The organism is Nocardioides sp. (assembly GCF_964228225.1).
Lineage (GTDB): Bacteria > Actinomycetota > Actinomycetes > Propionibacteriales > Nocardioidaceae > Nocardioides.
This window is the reverse complement of sequence record NZ_CAXQZB010000045.1, coordinates 1-16,452: the sequence shown is the minus strand read 5'-3', so window position 1 is coordinate 16,452 and position 16,452 is coordinate 1. Positions and strand designations below refer to the sequence as shown.

Genomic DNA, 16,452 nt, shown 5'->3' with positions numbered 1-16,452 from the left:
CGGTCGTCCCCGGCTGACAGCCCTCCACCGCCCCGGTCGGACCTCGGTCCGGCCGGGGCGGTGCCGTTCCCGGGCCGTGCGGCAGCTGATTCGGTTCGGGTCGGTCGGGATCCGTTGGGGGGCCCGCGCGTGCTCGGTTGCCGCAAGGCGGCCTCAAGCCCGCACCCGCGCGGCTCGCCCGGCCCTAGCGTCGGAGCATGCCCACCACCAGCCCGCTGCGTCGTCGTCCGCGCGCCCGCCGCGCCGCCGCGACCATCCTGCTCGTGGGATCGCTGCTCGGACCGATCGCCACCCTCGCCCCCACCTCCGCCGCCGCCGCCGATCAGCCCTCGGCGCCGCTCGCGCTCAGCGTCCGCCTCGAGGCCCGGGCCGCCTACCTGCGCTGGGAGACCCAGGACGAGCTCGTCGGTCTCACCGGCCTGCGGCTGGAGGTGGACCGCGAGCCCGCCCGCGACCTCGACCCCGCGACCCACGAGGTGCGGCTGGCCGGCCTGCGGGCGGGCGCGCACGAGGTGCGGCTCACGGCCCTGTCGCCCGTCTCGGCACCGGTCACGGCGACCCTGCGCTTCGTGACCGCCGCCGTGCGTCCGGGCCTGCCGCGCGACGTCGCGGTGCTCACCGACGCCGCCGGGGTGCACCTGACCTGGCTCCCGCCCCTCGACGACGGCGACGCCGACCTGCTGGGCTACCAGATCGGGCTGCAGGGCTCGGTGCTGCGGATGGTCGACGGTGCGGCGACGTCCGCCACGCTCACCGACCTCCCGCCCGGGCCCCTTCGTCTCAGCGTGGCGGCGGTCAACCCCGCCGGCGTGGGCGGGCGGATCAACGTCGACGCCGTGGCCCCGGCACCTCCGGTGGCCGAGCCCGTGCTCCCCGGCACGCCGAGGCTGGACGCCGTCGTGCCCGGTGCCGGCGGAGGCGCCCTCACGGTGCGCGCCCGCTGGACCGTGCCGGGCGGCGTGGTCGAGCAGGGGCAGGTGCGGTGGCAGCGGGTCGGCCGCGCCGGCGTCGTCACCACCGACGTGGTCGGCATCGCGCGGACCGTCGAGACGCCCGTGGCCGAGGGCCTGTGGGTGGCGCAGGTGCGCAGCCGCAACGCCGCCGGTTGGGGCCCCTGGTCGGCCCGCAGCGCCGCGGTGCGCGCCCGCTGATCCGACGGGTGCTGCCACCATGGGCCGGTGACCGACGTCCCCGCCGACCCCTCCCCCTGGGCCGCCTTCTACGGTGACCGCCTCGACGACCTGCTGCGGCTGCTGGACGGCGGCGACCTCGACCCCGCCCTGCCGGTGCCGGCGACGCCGCAGTGGACCCTGCGCGACGTCGTCGCCCACCTGGCGGGGGTCGGGGCCGACATGGTCGCGGGGCGTCTGGACGGCGCCCCGGGCGAGGCGTGGACCGCGCGCCAGGTGGCCGAGCGGGCCGATCGCACCCTGGCGGAGCTGATCGAGGAGCTGCGCGACGGACGCGACGCCGCTGTGGCGGCCGTGGCGGCCTCCGGCGTGGCGCCGCCGGCATTCGACTCGGCCGTGCACCTGGCCGACCTCCACGAGGCGCTCGGCCTGCCCGCGCCGGCGTCGTCGGCGTGGGCACCGATCCTGGAGGCCGTCGCCGACCGGGTGGCGCCGCTGCGGGGCCGGGTACCCGACTACGAGCTTTTCCGGGCGGCCTTCTCGCGCCGCAGTCGCCGGCAGCTGCAGGCCATGGCGCCGCACTTCACCGCCGAGGAGATCGAGCTGGTCGGCGTGTTCGGCACCCGCGACGACGACCAGCCCGTGCCGCCGACCGCCGGGGGAGGGTCCGGGTGAGACCGCGGGTGAGGGTCGTCACCACCTGAGCCCGGCGAGTACGAATCCGCGGTGAACCTTGCGCGGAAGCGCGGACCGGGCCCGGTGAGGAGTCCTTAGCCTGAACGGGTGAACCTCGGGTCCCGCTCCCTGCTCGCCGGCCTGGCACTGGCGCTCGCCGGCCTCGCCCCGGCGCTGGCCGCGCCGACCGTGCCGGCGCCGCGGGTCGCCGAGCACCCGGCGTCGGTCGCACCCCGCGACGGGACCGACCCGCGACTGACCCGGGACCTGTTCGTGCGCCGCACCCTGGCGGCGCGGGCGGGAGCGGCGTTCCGCGAGATCGCCCGGGAGCCGCAGGCGCTGTGGCTCACCGGCGGTCCCGAGCCGACCCGCCACACCCGCGAGTACGTGCGGCGGGCCGAGGCGGCCGACCGCACCCCGATGCTGGTGGTCTACAACATCCCCGGCCGGGACTGCGGCCAGTTCAGCGCCCAACCGAGCCCCGTCTCGGGCGCGCAGTACCGGGCCTACGTGCGCGCCGTCGCCGCCGGCCTCACCGACAGCCACCCGCTGGTGGTGCTCGAGCCCGACGCCCTCTCCTTCGTCGGCGACACCGGCTGCGGCGGGCAGGGGGCGCGCCTGGCCCTGCTGCGGGATGCGGTGCGGGTGCTCGGGGCCGCCGGGGCCTGGGTGTATGTCGACGCCGGCAACTCCGGCTGGCAGCCTCCCGGTCGGATGGCCCGGCTGCTGCAGCGGGTCGACGTCGCCGGCGCCCGCGGCTTCGCCACCAACGTCGCCCACACCCGCGCGAAGGTCGACGAGCTGGCCTACGCCCGCGCGATCGCCGCACGTCTGGCCCGCCGCGGCATCTCCGGGGTGCACGCCGTGATCGACGTCGGGCGCAGCGGTGCCGGACGCGCGGGGCCCGACCCGCGCGACTACTGCAACCCCGTCGCCGCGCGCCTCGGCGAGCCGCCCCGCACCGTCTTCTCCGGCGTCGTGGACGCGCTGCTGTGGATCAAGCCGCCCGGGGAGTCCGACGGCTACTGCAACGGCGGTCCGGCCGCCGGGGAGTTCTTCCCCAGCGGCGCCTGCCGTCTGATGGGGCAGTCCTGGGCCTACTACGACGACTACCGCCGGGTCTGCGTGGGCTGAGCACCCGGGCCCACCCGGTGCGGGCGTCGACTGCGGGGGACGCAGGCCTGTCAGGTGCGCGCGTCTCGTGACGCTCGCTTCGCTCGCTCCTCGACGACCGTGTCCCCCGCGCCGTCACGAGACGCGGTCAGCCGGGTGCGCGCGTCTCGTGACACTCGCCGCCGCATGTTCGTCGAGGAGGCGCCCCCGCGCCGTCACGAGACGCGGTGGGCCGGCAGTCGGCGGGGGCGTCGTACCACCCGTCCCTGCTGTTTTTCGGCGCCGAAACAGCACCTGCGGTTGATACGACGCCAAACCTCGGGCGACCTTGCGGTGGGCGACCTAGCCTGAGCCGGTGCGACGGCGACTCCCGATCCTGCTGCTGCTCCTGGCTGGAGCGTTCACCGTGCCGACCTCGGCCCAGGCGGAACGGTCGAGCCCGGACAGCGGGGCGTCCACCACCACGATCACGGCCTCGCGTGCGGCCGCCGACCCGCGCCGGACGCGCGGGCTGTACGTCGACCCGCGGATGAAGGCCGCGCAGGCCGGGCCGGCGTTCGCCGCGATCGGGCGCAAGGCGCAGCCGCTGTGGATCACCGACTACTACGACGACCCCGCCGCCGCGACCCGCGACTACGTCACGCGCGCCGAGCGGGCCGGCAAGACGCCACTGCTGGTGGTCTACAACATCCCCGACCGCGACTGCGGCCTGTACTCCTCCCAGGACGAGCAGGTGACCGACGCCGAGTACCGCGCCTTCGTGCGCGCCGTGGCGAAGGGCCTGCGGGGCACCCGCCCGATCCTGATCCTCGAGCCCGACGCGGTGCCGTTCATCGGCAACCCTTCCTGCACCGGCCAGGGCGACCGCCTCGCCCTGCTGCGCGACGCCGTCACGGTGCTCACCAAGGCCGGCGCCTGGGTGTACCTCGATGCCGGACACTCTGGCTGGCAGACCCCCGCCCACACGGCGCCGCTGCTGGCGAAGGCGGGGGTGGCCACCGCGCGGGGCATCGCGACCAACGTCGCCAACACCCGCGCCACCACCGACGAGCACACCTACGCCACCGCGGTGGTGCGGGCGCTCAAGGCCCGCGGGATCGGCGGCGTCCGCTACGTCATGGACACCTCCCGCAACGGCGCGGGCCGCAACGGTCCGGAGAACGGCGACGTGTGCAACCCCGTCGACGCGCGCCTGGGCCTGCCGCCGCAGCTGCGCTTCGACGGCGCCTTCGACGGCCGGCTGTGGGTCAAGCTGCCCGGGGAGTCCGACGGGCCCTGCAACGGCGGCCCGTCCTCGGGTGAGTTCTTCCCGACCGGCGCCTGCCGACTGCTCGGCACCGCCTCCTCGTACTACGACACCGGAACACGCACCTGCCGGTCCTGACGGGACTCGGCGTCAGCCCATCGTGCGGGCGCCGTCGATGCTCTCGCGGATGATGTCGGCGTGCCCGGCGTGCTGGCTGGTCTCGGCCAGCACGTGCAGGGCGATCCGTCGCACCGACCACGACGCACCCGGGGTGAACCACGGGGCGGCGGGCAACGGGTGGGCGGCGTCGAGGTCGGCGGTGGCGAGGAACGCGTCGGTGGCCGCAGCCACCTCGGCGTAGCGGCCCAGCAGCGCCTCGAGGGTGTCGGCCTCGGTGAGCACGAACCGGGTGTCCTCCCCGTCCCAGCCCTCGGCACCCGCCATCACGCCGGTACGGGCGAAATCGGCCCAGCCGGCCTCGGTGTCGCTCACGTGCTTGAGCAGCGAGGCCAGGCTCAGCGTGCTGACGGTGGGGGTGCTGCGGGCCGCGGCGTCGTCGAGGCCCTGCACGGTGCGGCACAGGAACGCGCGGTGCTGCTGCAGGGTGGTGACGAGATCGGCGTGCGCAGAACTGGCGAAGGCGGCGGGGTCGGTGGTGGTCACGGGGGCTCCCGAGGGGTCGGCGTCGGCGGGATCCTGAGCCTAGGACCGGCCACCGACAGTCGGACCGTTCACCAACCCCAGGTGCCCGGTCCGCCCTTGAACGGTCCGACCACCCGCGAGGTGATCCAGCCGCCGTAGAAGCCGCCCTCCTGGGGGACCACCACCTCGTCGTCGACCAGGCAGCGGTCCATGGCGGCGGGCATCACGGCCACGGCGTCGCGCAGGGCCGCGAACCCGGGGGTGGGGTCGGGGTAGGTCCACCCGGCACGCGGGGCGACGACGTCGAGGTCGGGACCGCCGAGCACGTCGTAGTAGGCCGCCCGCCCCTTCCACTCGCAGAACGAGGAGCCCTCGGCCGGGCGCAGCGCACCGGGGACGAACGCCGCCGCGGGCAGGTAGAAGGTGGGCGGGTGGCTGGTCTCGAGGACCCGCCACGAACTGGTGGTGCGGGCGATCGTCACCCCGCCGAGCACGATCTCGATCGAGGCCGAGCTGGGCTCGCAGGCCGGCGGGCGGGGGTAGTCCCAGCACGACTCCTGACCGGGACCGGGCTTGATCGGCTTCACGGGCGGCATGCCGCCAGTCAACCCGGCGACACGTGAGCGCAGGTCACCCGTCGCGGTGGGCCAGGCCGTCCAGACGCAGCCGGGTGGACTCGTCGCGGTGGGTGCCGCTGGTGCCCACGTGCTTGTCGCTGATGACCGGGCCGTTCTTGAGCACGTGCACCAGCGCCATCCCGTGGCCGCGTCCCAGGCCGTGCTCGGCGGCCAGCCAGGCGAGGACGTCGCCCGCCTTGCTGCCGGCGTCGAACCCGGCGGCGCCCAGGGCGTCGAGCAGCTGCTGCGGGGTGTGGCCGGTCTTCTTCTCGGCGCCGTCGAGGTAGGCCTGGAAGGACATGGGCGTTCTCCTGGTGGGGCGGGGAGGTGCGGTCGGACGCCGGTACCGACCGCCGGCCGGAGCCGGACTCATCGACGCTAGCGTGCAGGGGTGAGTCTGTTCGAGTTCGAGGGCACCTGCCCCACCGTCCACCCCGACGCCTGGGTGGCGCCCACCGCCGTGCTGATCGGCGACGTGACGGTCGAGGCCGGGGCGAGCATCTGGTACGGCGCGGTGCTGCGCGGCGACATCTGCCGCATCGTCATCCGCGAGGGCACCAACGTGCAGGACAACTCGGTGCTGCACGCCGAGCCGGGCGGCACGCTCGAGGTCGGCCCGCGCGCCACCATCGGCCACGGCTGCGTCGTGCACTGCGCCGAGGTGGGCGAGCAGGCGCTGATCGGCAACGGCAGCACCCTGCTGGACCACGCCCGGGTCGGGGCGGGCAGCCTCGTGGCCGCCGGCTCGGTCGTGACACCGGGCACCGAGATCCCTGCCGGCGTCCTGGCCGCCGGCACCCCCTGCAAGCCGCTCAAGCCCGTGGCCGGCACCACCTCGGAGCTGTGGATCGAGACCAACAGCGCCTACTACCGCGAGCTCGCGCAGCGCCACGCCGCCGGCGCCCGGCCGGTCGTCCCCGACGCGGAACCCGACGCGGAACCCGACCGGGCCGAGGCCTGACGTGGCCGCGCCCGGGGCTCGGGCCCGGCTGCGCGGTCTCGTGGCCGACACCCGGCCCCTCCAGGAGCCGCACTTCGGCCGGCTGTGGCGGGCCAGCATCGTCACGGTCGTCGGCGCACAGCTGACCGTCGTCGCGGTGCCGGCCCAGATCTACGCCGACACCGGCTCGTCGGCCTACGTCGGCCTGACCGGCGTCTTCGGTCTGGTGCCGCTGATCGTGTTCGGACTCTGGGGCGGTGCGCTGGCCGACGTGATGGACCGGCGCCGGCTGCTGCTCATCACCACCACCGGACTGATCGTCACCAGCGCCCTGTTCTGGGTGCAGGCCGCGCTCGGCAACACGAACGTGTGGCTGCTGCTGTGCCTGTTCGCGGTGCAGCAGGCGTTCTTCGCGATCAACCAGCCCACGCGCAGCGCCGTGCTGCCACGGCTGCTGGATCCGCGCCTGCTGCCGGCCGCCAACTCGCTGATGATGACGGTCACGATGGCCGGCGGCATCGCCGGCCCGCTGCTCGCCGGGGTGCTCCTCCCGGTGACCGGCCTCGAGCTGCTCTACGCCCTGGACGCGGTGTCCCTGCTCACCACGCTGGGCGCGGTGCTGCGGCTGCCACCGCTGCCCCCGGTGCGCCTGCCGGGCGCGCCGAGCGGCACCCCGGGACTGCGCTCGGTGATCGAGGGCTTCGCCTACCTGCGCACCCAGCCGATCCTGCTGATGTCCTTCGTGGTGGACCTCATCGCCATGGTCTTCGGCATGCCGCGCGCGCTGTTCCCCGAGATCGCGGCCACGTCCTTCGACGGCCCCCGCGAGGGCGGGCTGGCCTTCGCGCTGCTCTTCGCCGCCATCCCCCTGGGCGCCGTCGCGGGCGGGGTGCTCTCGGGCTGGGTCTCGCGGGTCGAGGCCCACGGCCGCGCCGTCGTGGTGTGCATCGTGGTGTGGGGGGCGGCGATCGTGGGCTTCGGCGTCGCGGTCGGCGTCGCCGCCGAGGTGCCCGCCGCGCGCACCCCCCTGCTCGTCGTGGCGGTCACCCTGCTGGCGGTCGGCGGGGCCGCCGACATGGCCTCGGCGGCGTTCCGCACCTCGATGCTGCAGGCCGCGGCGTCCGACGACGTCCGCGGTCGCCTCCAGGGCATCTTCATCGTCGTCGTGGCCGGCGGACCCCGCATCGCCGATGCGCTGCACGGTGCCGCCGCGGTGTCGGTGGGCGCGGCCGCCGCAGCCGCCGGCGGCGGAGTGCTGGTGATCGTCGGCGTGGTGGTGGCCGCCCTCGTGGTCCCCTCCTTCGTGCGCTACCGGGTCACCCGCGCGGCTGCCTAACCTGGAGGCATGACCGCGCGCCCGTCCGTCCTGCCCCGTCGCGCGCGGTTCGCCGCCCTCACCGCGACAGCGGCCCTGGTGTTCCTCGGCGGCTGCAGCGGCCAGGACGACGGCGCCGACGCCGCCCCGGCGGACCCCACCGTCCCCACCGCCTCGGAGCCCGCCGCCCCCGTCCCTACCGCCCCGGGATCCCCGGCGCCCGACGCCCCGGCCGGCGATCCGCTGCCCTGCCCCGAGGTGCGCGCCGGCATCGACGCCTTCAACGCCGGCGACCTCGACGAGACCGTCGCCCGGTTCGTGGCCGCGGTCCCGCTGGCCGAGGAGGCCTACGCCGCGGATCCCTCCCCGGCCCTGGAGGCGCTGCTCGACGCCGTGCGCTACTACGCCGCCCTGCCCGCCGAGCAGTACCTCGCCGCCTCCGCCGGCTCCCCCGAGTTCCAGGTGCACAAGGCCACCACCCTCACCCTGTGCCGCTACCAGGGCCCGCCCGCCGGTGAGGGCGACGACGGCACCGTCACCGCCTGAGCCCCCGCCGCTCGCCACGCTCGTCCGCCCCGTCCGCCGCACCGCACTCGGAGCCTCCTCAAGACCGATCTGCCACCATCGGCCCCGTGACGTTCGTGCCCACCCCGCCCGATCCGGTGTTCCCGACGCCGCCGACCCCCGCGGCAGGTCGGCCGTCGCGCACCCCCGGCATCGTCGCGGCCGTGGTGCTGCTCGGGGTCGCGGTGCTGCTCGCCGTCCTCGGCTCGTTGGTCGCCCTGGTGAGCGTGGCGTTCCTCGACTCCTGTCCCCCGCCCTCGTGCAGCGTCGACGCCGCAGCGAGCACGGTGGTCACCGCGATCGTGGTCGCCGGGGTGGTGCTGCTGGCGGGGCTGGTCACGACGATCGTCGCGATCGTGCGACGCCGCACCCCGTGGGCGTGGGCGCTGGGCACCGTCGTGGCCGAGATGCTCACCTTCGCCGTGGCCGCGCTGGCCTACGGCGCCGCCGTCAGCTGAGCGACGGCCCGGCCGGGTGCTCGGAGGCCAGCAGCGCGTAGGTGAGGGTGTCGCGCCAGGTGCCGTCGCGGTGCAGCGCGTCGGCCACCGCATGACCCTCCCGACGCATCCCGAGCCGCTCCATCAGCCGCCACGACGCGGTGTTGTCGGCGAAGCACACCGCGATGACGCGCCGCAGTCCGAGGCCGCCCTCGGCGCGCGACGCGAAGCACAGGTCGAGCAGGGCACGCACCGCCTCGGTGGCGAGGCCGCGACCGGCGTGGGCGGGGTCGAGGGTCCAGCCGAGCTCGGCCTCGCAGGCCAGCGCCTGCTCGCGCACCTCCGCCTGCGCCCAGGCATCGGCGATGCTCACCATCAGGTCCATCACCACCCGACCCTCGTGCTCGACCACCACGGTGGACCCGAGCTTGGCGACGAAGCGCTCGCGGTAGGCCGCGGGATCGCCGACCTGCGAGGTGAGCCAGCGGGCCACCTCCGGATCGGAGCGCAGCGCGAAGGTCGGCTCGGCGTCCGCCGCCACCGCCGGGCGCAGCCGCAGGCGCGGGGTGCGCACCGGCCAGCCCGTGGCGCCGGCGACGTCGAGCTCGGCCGCCAGGGCGGCGTCGTCGCCCCCGGGTCCGCTCATGCCGGGTCCGGGGTCGCGTCGGGGTCGGTGAGCCGGGCCAGTCGCTGCGAGAGCGACGTCGTGCGGTGGGCGTTGCCGGGCAGCTCGACGTAGCGGCGCCCGAAACGCTGCAGCAGGGCGTCGTCGAGCCGGCGCACCGCGCCCGGCGGCTGCCGATAGGCCATCCGCTCGCCGATGAGGTCCTCGTCGACCCCGCCGAGCACCTCGGCCAGCGCGGCGAAGGTCGTGACGTCGAGGTCCTGCAGCAGCCCCGAGAGCCAGCCGTAGTGCTCGGCGCGCGACCACTGCGCCTCGGGGTAGTGGGTGGCCAGGAAGGCACCGAGCGCCCGAGGGTCGAGCCAGTCGGCGGCACCGCTGGCGTCGGCCGCGGCCGCGGCGGGGGGCGCGGCGGCCTGCACCCGCTCGCGGATCTCGGCGAACTCGCGGTCGGCGAGCTCGAGCAGGCCCGCGGCGAGGGTGAAGCGACGGTCGAACTCGCGCACGTGCTCGGGCGGCACCGCACCCTTGTAGCGGATGTCGTGCTCGAACTCGGCCCAGGCGTGCTGCAGCACCGTGCGCACCTGCACCTGGGCGGTCGTGTCGTCGACGCGGACCTGGAGGTGCCGGCTGGCGTAGCCGAAGCGCCCCTCGCCGGCGGTCTCGCGCCCGAGGTCGCGGTCGTCGGTGACCACCAGGTCGGAGGCGAGCAGGGCCGCGACGCGGTCGACGTCGCCGCGCACGTAGGTGATCACGCGCACGCCGATCTGGTCGCCGATGTCGTGCAGCGGGTCGGGGTAGAGCGGCTCGCCGTCGCGGGTGCGTCCGGCCTTCTCGGCGAAGGAGGTGACGCTCTTCGCGCGGCCGGTGACCGAGAGGTAGTTGATGCCGGCCTCGTCGAGCACGTGGGTGATCCGCGCGACCGCCTCGGCTGCGGCGACCTCGCGGGCCGGTTGTTCGGCCGCGTAGCGGGCCACGGCCTCCCGCACGACCTTGTGACGGCTCACCACCGCGGCGCCGAGCGAGGGGGTGACGATGTAGCCGGTCTCGAGGTCGCCGTAGAGGGTGACGTCGTCGGGGCGGGTGTCGGCGAAGCGCGCGATGCACGCGCACAGCACGGCGTCGACCTGGTCCTCGACGTGACGCAGCTGGCTCTTGCGGGTGGCGTGCTCGACGTCGTGGCGCAGCCGTGCCCACGCGCCGTCGGGTCCGTCGGGGTTGTGCAGCTGCTCGACGCCGCGCATCAGGCGCAGCATCTCGCTGCGCAGCAGGTCGAGGTCGCGGCCGGGCTTGTTCTTGTACTTCAGCACCTTGGGGAGGTCGAAGAGCACGATGCTGGCGGCGTGGGGGTAGACCTCCATCGCGCGCCGGCGGCGCCGCGAGCGGGGGTTGACGTCGAGCCCGAGCCGCTTGGCCAGCCGGCCCCCGCGCGGCCCCTCGGCGAACTCCGGCTTGCCGAGGTTGGTGGGGTGGGTGCCGGCGTCGAAGCGGCGGAAGTCGGCCGAGAGCGCCTGCTCGGCGGGCCGGGAGCCGGTGGGGTTGGTGACCACGAGCGGGGCGTCGATGGCGACCACGCAGTCGCCGTCGACGTAGGCGGCGAGCGCGGCCTCGATGTCGTCGTCGCTGCGCTGGGCGCTGACGTGGAGCAGCCGCCCGGCCGCATCGAGCACGGCGACGCCGGTGGGGTTGCGCTCCCCCCAGGCGAGGTCGATCCCGACGTAGTGCATCCCGCGAGGCTAGCGGCTGGTCCCGACGGCCGACCCCCACCTCACCGCGCCTCGCGACGGCGCCCCGCAGACGGTCGTCGAGGAGCGAGCGCCAGCGAGCGTCACGAGACGCCCGCACCCGAACATCGACGTCCCGTGACGCCGTGTTGTCAGCCGCGGCGCAGGGTCACCCGGTCGATGCGGGTGCCGTCGGTGGCCAGGGCGGTGAGGCGCATGGTGGCGGGGCGGCCGGCGGAGCGGGGGGTGACGTCGAGGAACGCCAGGCTGTGGGTGTTCTCCACGACCGAGGCGTAGGTGGTGGCCTCGGGGATGCGCAGGCCGTCCTCGTCGGTGACGTAGGACAGCGGCAGGCCGCCGGTGGGGTACACGGCCTGACCGGCGCCGCCGGCGGTGAGGTAGGTGGTGCCGCGGCGGGAGTCGACCACCGCGCCGCGCCCGGCCTCGACCACGGGCGCGCCGGCCCGCATCGGGTGCGACCGCTCGTAGCAGTGGTTGTGGCCGTTGACCACGAGGTCGACGCCGTGGCGGTCGAAGATCGGCTCCCAGCGCGCCCGGATGCCGCCGTCGGAGCCGTGCACGAGGTTGGTGCAGTACACGCAGTTGTGGAAGCCCACGACGAGGAAGTCGACGTCGGGGTCGGCCCGCAGCTCGCGCAGCCGCCGGTCGAGCCACCGGTCCTGGGCGGCGCCGAGGTAGCCGTTGTTGCGGTCGATCTCGGAGGAGGCGTCGTTGCCGTCCAGGGCCACGAACCCGACGTTGCTCCAGGTGAAGGAGTAGGTGACCGGCGCCCCCTGCACGCCGTTGCCGGGCAGCCGGAAGCGGTCGAGGTAGCCGTCGTAGCCGAGCTCGCCGTTGCCCGCCTCCATCTCGTGGTTGCCCACGGTGGTCATCCACGGCGTCGTGCGCGCGCTCGGCTCGATCTGGCGCAGCCACCGGTCCCAGGTCGCGAAGTCCTGGGTCTGGGGCCCGCCGGCGCCGGTGCCGCCGGAGGAGTCGGCGTAGCAGAGGTCGCCGACGACGAAGGCGAGGTCGGGCTGCTGCTTGTTCATCAACGCCACGTGGGCGGCCGCGGCGGCGTTGACGCCCATGTCGCCGAAGGCGGCGAACCGGAACGGCACCGGCCGCGCGGGGGCGGTGGTGAAGGTGCCGGTGCGCAGGGCGCCGCCGCGGTGGGTGATCCGGTAGCGGTAGCGGGTGCCCGGCTCCAGGCCCCGGACGGTGGCGTGGTGGTAGACCGTGCCGGTGCGCCGCGAGCCGGTGCTGCGCACGGGCACGCTCATCCCGAGACCGCGATCACGGCCGACCTCGACCTCGGGGCGCGCGACCGAGCCCGGCGTCGCCCAGGAGATCGTCATCGTGCGGCGCGCGTCGGCGCCGTACACCAGGTGCACGCCGCGCGGCGGGGCGGCGCTCGCCCCCGGCGGCGTCCAGAGCAGCGGGGTGACGGCGGCGCCGGCCAGCAGGCCGCGACGGGAGGTGCTCACCCGGGTGAGGGTGCCACCTCGGCGTGAACGGCGGAAGGCCTGCGGGTGGCGTGGGAGTTCGGCCCGGAGGCTCAGCCGGCGAGCGCGACGGCGAGGGCGGCGCCGAAGCGGGCGTTGGCGCGCACGAGCGCGATGTTGGTGGCCAGGCTGGCACCGTCGGTGAGCTCGACGATCCGCTTCAGCAGGTACGGGGTGATGTCCTTGCCGGTGATGCCGAGGCGGGCGAGGTCGGCCAGGGCGTGGTCGATGACGGCGCCGATCTGGTCGGCGGGGATCTCGTCCTCCACCGGCACCGGGTGGGCGAGCACGAGCCCGGAGCGCATGCCGAGGGCGCGGGCGGCGCCCACCGCAGCGGCCGCCTCGGCGGCGTCGGCCACGCGGGCCGGGGACGCCAGGCCGCTGCTGCGGGAGTAGAAGGAGGGGAACTCGTCGCTGCCGACCACCGCCACCGGCACGCCGTTGGTCTCCAGGACCTCCAGGGTGAGGGCGATGTCGAGGATGCTCTTCACGCCCGCGCACACGACGGTGACCGGGGTGGTGGCGAGCTCGGTGAGGTCGGCCGAGACGTCGAAGCTCTCCGGGGCGCCGCGGTGCACCCCGCCGAGGCCGCCGGTCACGAAGACCTCGATGCCGACCAGCGAGGCCAACCGCATGGTGGCCGCCACCGTGGTCGCGCCGTGACGACGCCCGGCCATCACCCAGGGCAGGTCGCGCACGCTGACCTTCCCCACGCCCGGGTCGGAGGCCAGCAGCTCGAGCTCGTCGTCGTCGAGCCCGACGGTGGGCACGCCGTGCAGCAGCGCGATCGTGGCGGGCACCGCGCCCCCGGCGCGCACGATGCCTTCGACCTCGCGCGCCATCGCGACGTTGTCGGGGTAAGGCATGCCGTGGCTGATGATCGTGCTCTCCAGCGCGACGACGGGGCGGCCCGCGGCGAGCGCGTCGGCGACCTCCGGGCTGGTACGGATCGGGATGCTCACAGCAGGCTCCTCACGAGGTCGTCGGTCAGGTCGGGCCGCACGGCGCCGGCGTGCGCGAGGGTGAGCGCGGCGGCGGCGTGGGCGTAGCGGGCGGCGGCGGCCGGGTCGGCCCCGCCGCGGGTGGCGTGCACCCAGGCGGCCAGCATGGCGTCGCCGGCCCCGGTGACGTCGACCAGGCCCCCGACCCGGGCGGGGTCGACGGCGGGCAGCCGGTGCTCGGCCCCCGGTCCACCCGCCCCGAGCAGCAGCGACCCCGCCGGGCCGCGCCGCTCCCACACCCACGCGACGCCCGCGCCGTGCAGGTCGGCGGGCGCGCCGAGCACGGCCAGCTCGGGGGCGGAGGCGGCGAGCAGCAGCAGCGGGCGGTCGGGGGTGAGCAGCGGACGCAGCCGGTGGGCCTTCGGCACACTGACGGCGTCGACCACCACCGGCACTCCGGCCGCGACCGCGGCGTCCCAGACCGCGGCGAGCACGGGCGCGGGGAGGTTGGTGTCGAGCACGAGCACCGCGGCGCCGACGGGATCGGGCACGTCGCCGGGCCCGAGCAGGTCCGTGGCGGCGTGGTCGCTCACCGCCCCCACGAGCTCGCCGTCGGCGTCGAGCAGGGCGACGTAGGACGCCGTCGCCGCCGGCACGGTGACGGCCCTCAGGTCGAGGCCGGCCTGCGCGCAGGAGCGGCGCACGAGGTCGCCGTGGGCGTCGGAGCCGAGCGCGGTGACCAGGCGGGTCGGCGATCCGAGCCGGGCCAGCACCTCCGCGACGTTGCGACCGACCCCGCCGGCGGCGGTGCGGGTGGTGCCGGGTCGGCTCGTGGCGACGCCGTCGTCGTCGGCCCGTGGGGCCGGGCGGGCCACGACGTCGACCCCGGCGCCACCGACCACGAGCACGGGGCGGACGGCGGCGGGGTCGGGCACCGCTCGATCGTAGGTGGCGCCCGCGGCGCGGATCAGCACCAGGTGACGTCAGCAGCGATGAATCCCGTTGTCGGTGGCGGTCGCTACGGTCCAGAGTGGGCGCCACGCCCGCTCCCCACGTCGTCGAACCGAAGGACCTCGCATGGTCGAGATGATCCGCGCCACCGGACTGGTGAAGCGCTTCAAGGGGGTCGAGGCCCTCAAGGGCCTGGACCTCAGCGTGCCCGAGGGCACCGTGCTCGGGCTGTTGGGCCCCAACGGCGCCGGCAAGACCACCGCCGTGCGGTGCCTGGCCACCCTGCACCCCTTCGACGAGGGCTCGGCGACGGTCGCGGGCGTCGACGTCCGGAGCAACCCGCAGGAGGTGCGCCGCCGGATCGGCCTGTCGGGCCAGTACGCCGCGGTCGACGAGCACCTCACCGGCTTCGAGAACCTCACGATGGTGGGGCGCCTGTACGGCATGCCGAAGCACCAGGCGCGCGAGCGGGCGGGTGAGCTGCTGGAGCGGTTCTCGCTCTCCGATGCCGCCCACCGGCCCTCCAAGACCTACTCCGGCGGCATGCGACGACGCCTCGACCTCGCGGGCGCGCTCGTGGCCGCGCCGCCGGTGCTGATCCTCGACGAGCCCACCACCGGCCTCGACCCGCGCTCGCGGCTGGAGATGTGGGACGTCATCCGCGAGCTCGTGGCCACCGGCAGCACCCTGCTGCTCACCACGCAGTACCTCGAGGAGGCCGACCGCCTCGCCGACGACATCGTCGTCATCGACCACGGACAGGCGATCGCCCGCGGCACCGCCGACGAGCTCAAGTCGCGCACCGGCGGCGAGCGCATCGAGATCGTGGTGGCCGACGCCGCCCGCACCCAGATCGCCGTCGACGCCCTGCGCGGCGTGGCCCGCGGGGAGGTCAGCGTCGACGAACGCACCGTCACCGCCGCCGCCGAGGGCGGCGCCCGCGCCCTCATCGCGGTGCTGCAGCACCTCGAGGACCACGACGTCGCCGTGCTCGACGCCGGGCTGCGGCGCCCCACGCTCGACGACGTCTTCCTCACCCTCACCGGCCAGCCGGCCGCCCCGGCGGCCGAGGCCGCGTCCGAGCCCGCGAGCGCCGAGCCCACCCACGACACCGCGTCGCACGACGCCCCCACCCTGGCGAAGGAGTCCTGAGGATGAACGCCGTCAGCCACGCCCTCTCCGACGGCTGGGTCGTCGCCCAGCGCAACCTCATCAAGATCAAGCGGGTGCCCGAGGTGCTCGTGTTCGTGCTGATCAGCCCGATCATGTTCGTGCTGCTCTTCGCCTACGTCTTCGGCGGCGCGATCAACGTGCCCGGCGACGTCGACTACAAGGAGTTCCTGATCGGCGGGATCTTCGCCCAGACGGTCGTGTTCGGTGCCACGTTCACCGGCGCGGGTCTGGCCGAGGACATGACCAAGGGCATCATCGACCGCTTCCGCAGCCTGCCGATGTCGCCGGCCGCGGTGCTGATCGGCCGCACGTCCTCCGACGTCGTCTACAACGTGCTCTCGCTCATCATCATGGCCCTGACCGGCCTGCTGGTGGGCTGGCGCGCCCGCGAGGGCGTGGTCGACCTGCTGCTCGGGTTCGGCCTGCTGCTGCTGTTCGCCTACGCCATCAGCTGGGTGCTCGCGTGGATCGGCCTGCTGGTGCCCAGCGTCGAGGTCATCAACAACGCCTCGTTCATCGTGATCATGCCGTTGACGTTCGTGTCCAACGCGTTCGTGCCCACCGAGTCCTTCGACGGCGTGCTGCGCACCTTCGTGGAGTGGAACCCCGTCTCCACCCTCACCCAGGCCTGCCGCGAGCTGTTCGGCAACATCGCCCCCGGCGTGCCGGTCCCCGACTCCTGGGCCATGCAGAACGCCACCCTCTACACCCTGGGCTGGGTCGTGCTGATCCTGGCGGTGTTCGTGCCGCTCTCGGTGCGCCAGTACCGCATCGCCGGCGCGCGCTGACCCGCACACCGCACGGCCACGACACCACGACGGCCCCCCATACCCAAGGGGGGCGGCGGCCGTCGTCGT

At 75.1% G+C, this 16,452-nt stretch carries 18 protein-coding genes; 10 read left to right on the top strand and 8 right to left on the bottom strand.

The genetic code is table 11. The annotated features are described in order from the left end of the window. Nucleotides 1-197 precede the first annotated feature (197 nt). From ACERUJ_RS09995 to ACERUJ_RS09980, 4 genes are all read left to right on the top strand, one after another. Nucleotides 198-1,151 (top strand): fibronectin type III domain-containing protein, encoded by a 954-nt coding sequence (locus ACERUJ_RS09995; RefSeq protein WP_370248371.1) that lies wholly within the window; start codon nucleotides 198-200, stop codon nucleotides 1,149-1,151. 27 nt (nucleotides 1,152-1,178) lie between these two features. Beyond that, nucleotides 1,179-1,805, top strand: coding sequence for a maleylpyruvate isomerase N-terminal domain-containing protein (locus tag ACERUJ_RS09990; protein ID WP_370248370.1), 627 nt, complete (start codon nucleotides 1,179-1,181; stop codon nucleotides 1,803-1,805). Nucleotides 1,806-1,913: 108 nt separating this feature from the next. Then, nucleotides 1,914-2,939 carry a glycoside hydrolase family 6 protein gene (locus tag ACERUJ_RS09985; RefSeq protein ID WP_370248369.1) on the top strand — a complete coding sequence of 342 codons (1,026 nt, stop codon included), beginning with the start codon at nucleotides 1,914-1,916 and terminating at the stop codon, nucleotides 2,937-2,939. A 334-nt stretch (nucleotides 2,940-3,273) separates the two neighbouring features. Continuing rightward, nucleotides 3,274-4,302 (top strand): glycoside hydrolase family 6 protein, encoded by a 1,029-nt coding sequence (locus ACERUJ_RS09980; protein WP_370248368.1) that lies wholly within the window; start codon nucleotides 3,274-3,276, stop codon nucleotides 4,300-4,302. Between the two features lie 12 nt (nucleotides 4,303-4,314). Here the strand turns inward: ACERUJ_RS09980 and ACERUJ_RS09975 are convergent, their stop codons facing one another. The 3 genes from ACERUJ_RS09975 to ACERUJ_RS09965 form a co-directional block, all read right to left on the bottom strand. Further along, nucleotides 4,315-4,827: a DinB family protein gene (locus ACERUJ_RS09975; RefSeq protein ID WP_370248367.1), complete on the bottom strand. Its 513-nt coding sequence runs from the start codon at nucleotides 4,825-4,827 to the stop codon at nucleotides 4,315-4,317. A 68-nt stretch (nucleotides 4,828-4,895) separates the two neighbouring features. Then, nucleotides 4,896-5,402, bottom strand: a complete 507-nt coding sequence (locus ACERUJ_RS09970; RefSeq protein WP_370248366.1) for a DUF427 domain-containing protein — start codon at nucleotides 5,400-5,402, stop codon at nucleotides 4,896-4,898. Between the two features lie 34 nt (nucleotides 5,403-5,436). After that, nucleotides 5,437-5,724 (bottom strand): DUF4287 domain-containing protein, encoded by a 288-nt coding sequence (locus tag ACERUJ_RS09965; RefSeq protein WP_370248365.1) that lies wholly within the window; start codon nucleotides 5,722-5,724, stop codon nucleotides 5,437-5,439. Nucleotides 5,725-5,814: 90 nt separating this feature from the next. On the opposite strand from ACERUJ_RS09965, the gene ACERUJ_RS09960 reads away from it, so the two are divergent. The 4 genes from ACERUJ_RS09960 to ACERUJ_RS09945 all read left to right on the top strand — a co-directional run bounded on the left by ACERUJ_RS09960 (nucleotide 5,815) and on the right by ACERUJ_RS09945 (nucleotide 8,700). After that, nucleotides 5,815-6,384, top strand: coding sequence for a gamma carbonic anhydrase family protein (locus ACERUJ_RS09960; RefSeq protein WP_370248364.1), 570 nt, complete (start codon nucleotides 5,815-5,817; stop codon nucleotides 6,382-6,384). Between the two features lies 1 nt (nucleotide 6,385). Then, a complete protein-coding gene (locus ACERUJ_RS09955; RefSeq protein WP_370248363.1) occupies nucleotides 6,386-7,699 on the top strand; it encodes an MFS transporter in 1,314 nt (437 codons plus the stop codon). Nucleotides 7,700-7,708: 9 nt separating this feature from the next. Continuing rightward, nucleotides 7,709-8,224 (top strand): hypothetical protein, encoded by a 516-nt coding sequence (locus ACERUJ_RS09950; RefSeq protein ID WP_370248362.1) that lies wholly within the window; start codon nucleotides 7,709-7,711, stop codon nucleotides 8,222-8,224. 86 nt (nucleotides 8,225-8,310) lie between these two features. Beyond that, entirely contained in the window at nucleotides 8,311-8,700 is a 390-nt protein-coding gene (locus ACERUJ_RS09945) for a hypothetical protein (protein ID WP_370248361.1), read from the top strand. On the opposite strand, the gene ACERUJ_RS09940 is transcribed toward ACERUJ_RS09945, so the two are convergent. The 5 genes from ACERUJ_RS09940 to ACERUJ_RS09920 all read right to left on the bottom strand — a co-directional run bounded on the left by ACERUJ_RS09940 (nucleotide 8,693) and on the right by ACERUJ_RS09920 (nucleotide 14,406). Further along, on the bottom strand, nucleotides 8,693-9,325 hold the full coding sequence (locus tag ACERUJ_RS09940) for a GNAT family N-acetyltransferase (protein ID WP_370248360.1): 633 nt from the start codon (nucleotides 9,323-9,325) through the stop codon (nucleotides 8,693-8,695). The two genes, ACERUJ_RS09945 and ACERUJ_RS09940, sit on opposite strands and share 8 nt — an antisense overlap. Further along, nucleotides 9,322-11,028: a DUF429 domain-containing protein gene (locus ACERUJ_RS09935; protein WP_370248359.1), complete on the bottom strand. Its 1,707-nt coding sequence runs from the start codon at nucleotides 11,026-11,028 to the stop codon at nucleotides 9,322-9,324. The genes ACERUJ_RS09940 and ACERUJ_RS09935 overlap by 4 nt, the downstream gene beginning before the upstream one ends. Nucleotides 11,029-11,177: 149 nt before the next feature. After that, on the bottom strand, nucleotides 11,178-12,512 hold the full coding sequence (locus ACERUJ_RS09930) for a purple acid phosphatase family protein (protein ID WP_370248358.1): 1,335 nt from the start codon (nucleotides 12,510-12,512) through the stop codon (nucleotides 11,178-11,180). Between the two features lie 71 nt (nucleotides 12,513-12,583). Continuing rightward, nucleotides 12,584-13,492: a pseudouridine-5'-phosphate glycosidase gene (locus tag ACERUJ_RS09925; protein WP_370248357.1), complete on the bottom strand. Its 909-nt coding sequence runs from the start codon at nucleotides 13,490-13,492 to the stop codon at nucleotides 12,584-12,586. After that, a complete protein-coding gene (locus ACERUJ_RS09920) occupies nucleotides 13,489-14,406 on the bottom strand; it encodes a PfkB family carbohydrate kinase (protein ID WP_370248356.1) in 918 nt (305 codons plus the stop codon). Before ACERUJ_RS09920 ends, ACERUJ_RS09925 begins: the two co-directional genes overlap by 4 nt. Nucleotides 14,407-14,548: 142 nt before the next feature. Between ACERUJ_RS09920 and ACERUJ_RS09915 the strand changes: the two genes are divergently transcribed. Together ACERUJ_RS09915 and ACERUJ_RS09910 are read left to right on the top strand one after the other, a co-directional pair. Then, the gene (locus ACERUJ_RS09915; protein ID WP_370248355.1) at nucleotides 14,549-15,574 is read left to right on the top strand and encodes an ATP-binding cassette domain-containing protein; all 1,026 of its coding nucleotides are present in this window, start codon (nucleotides 14,549-14,551) and stop codon (nucleotides 15,572-15,574) included. A 2-nt stretch (nucleotides 15,575-15,576) separates the two neighbouring features. Further along, complete coding sequence (locus ACERUJ_RS09910; RefSeq protein WP_370248354.1) at nucleotides 15,577-16,383, top strand: ABC transporter permease; 807 nt, start codon at nucleotides 15,577-15,579, stop codon at nucleotides 16,381-16,383. Nucleotides 16,384-16,452 lie beyond the last annotated feature (69 nt).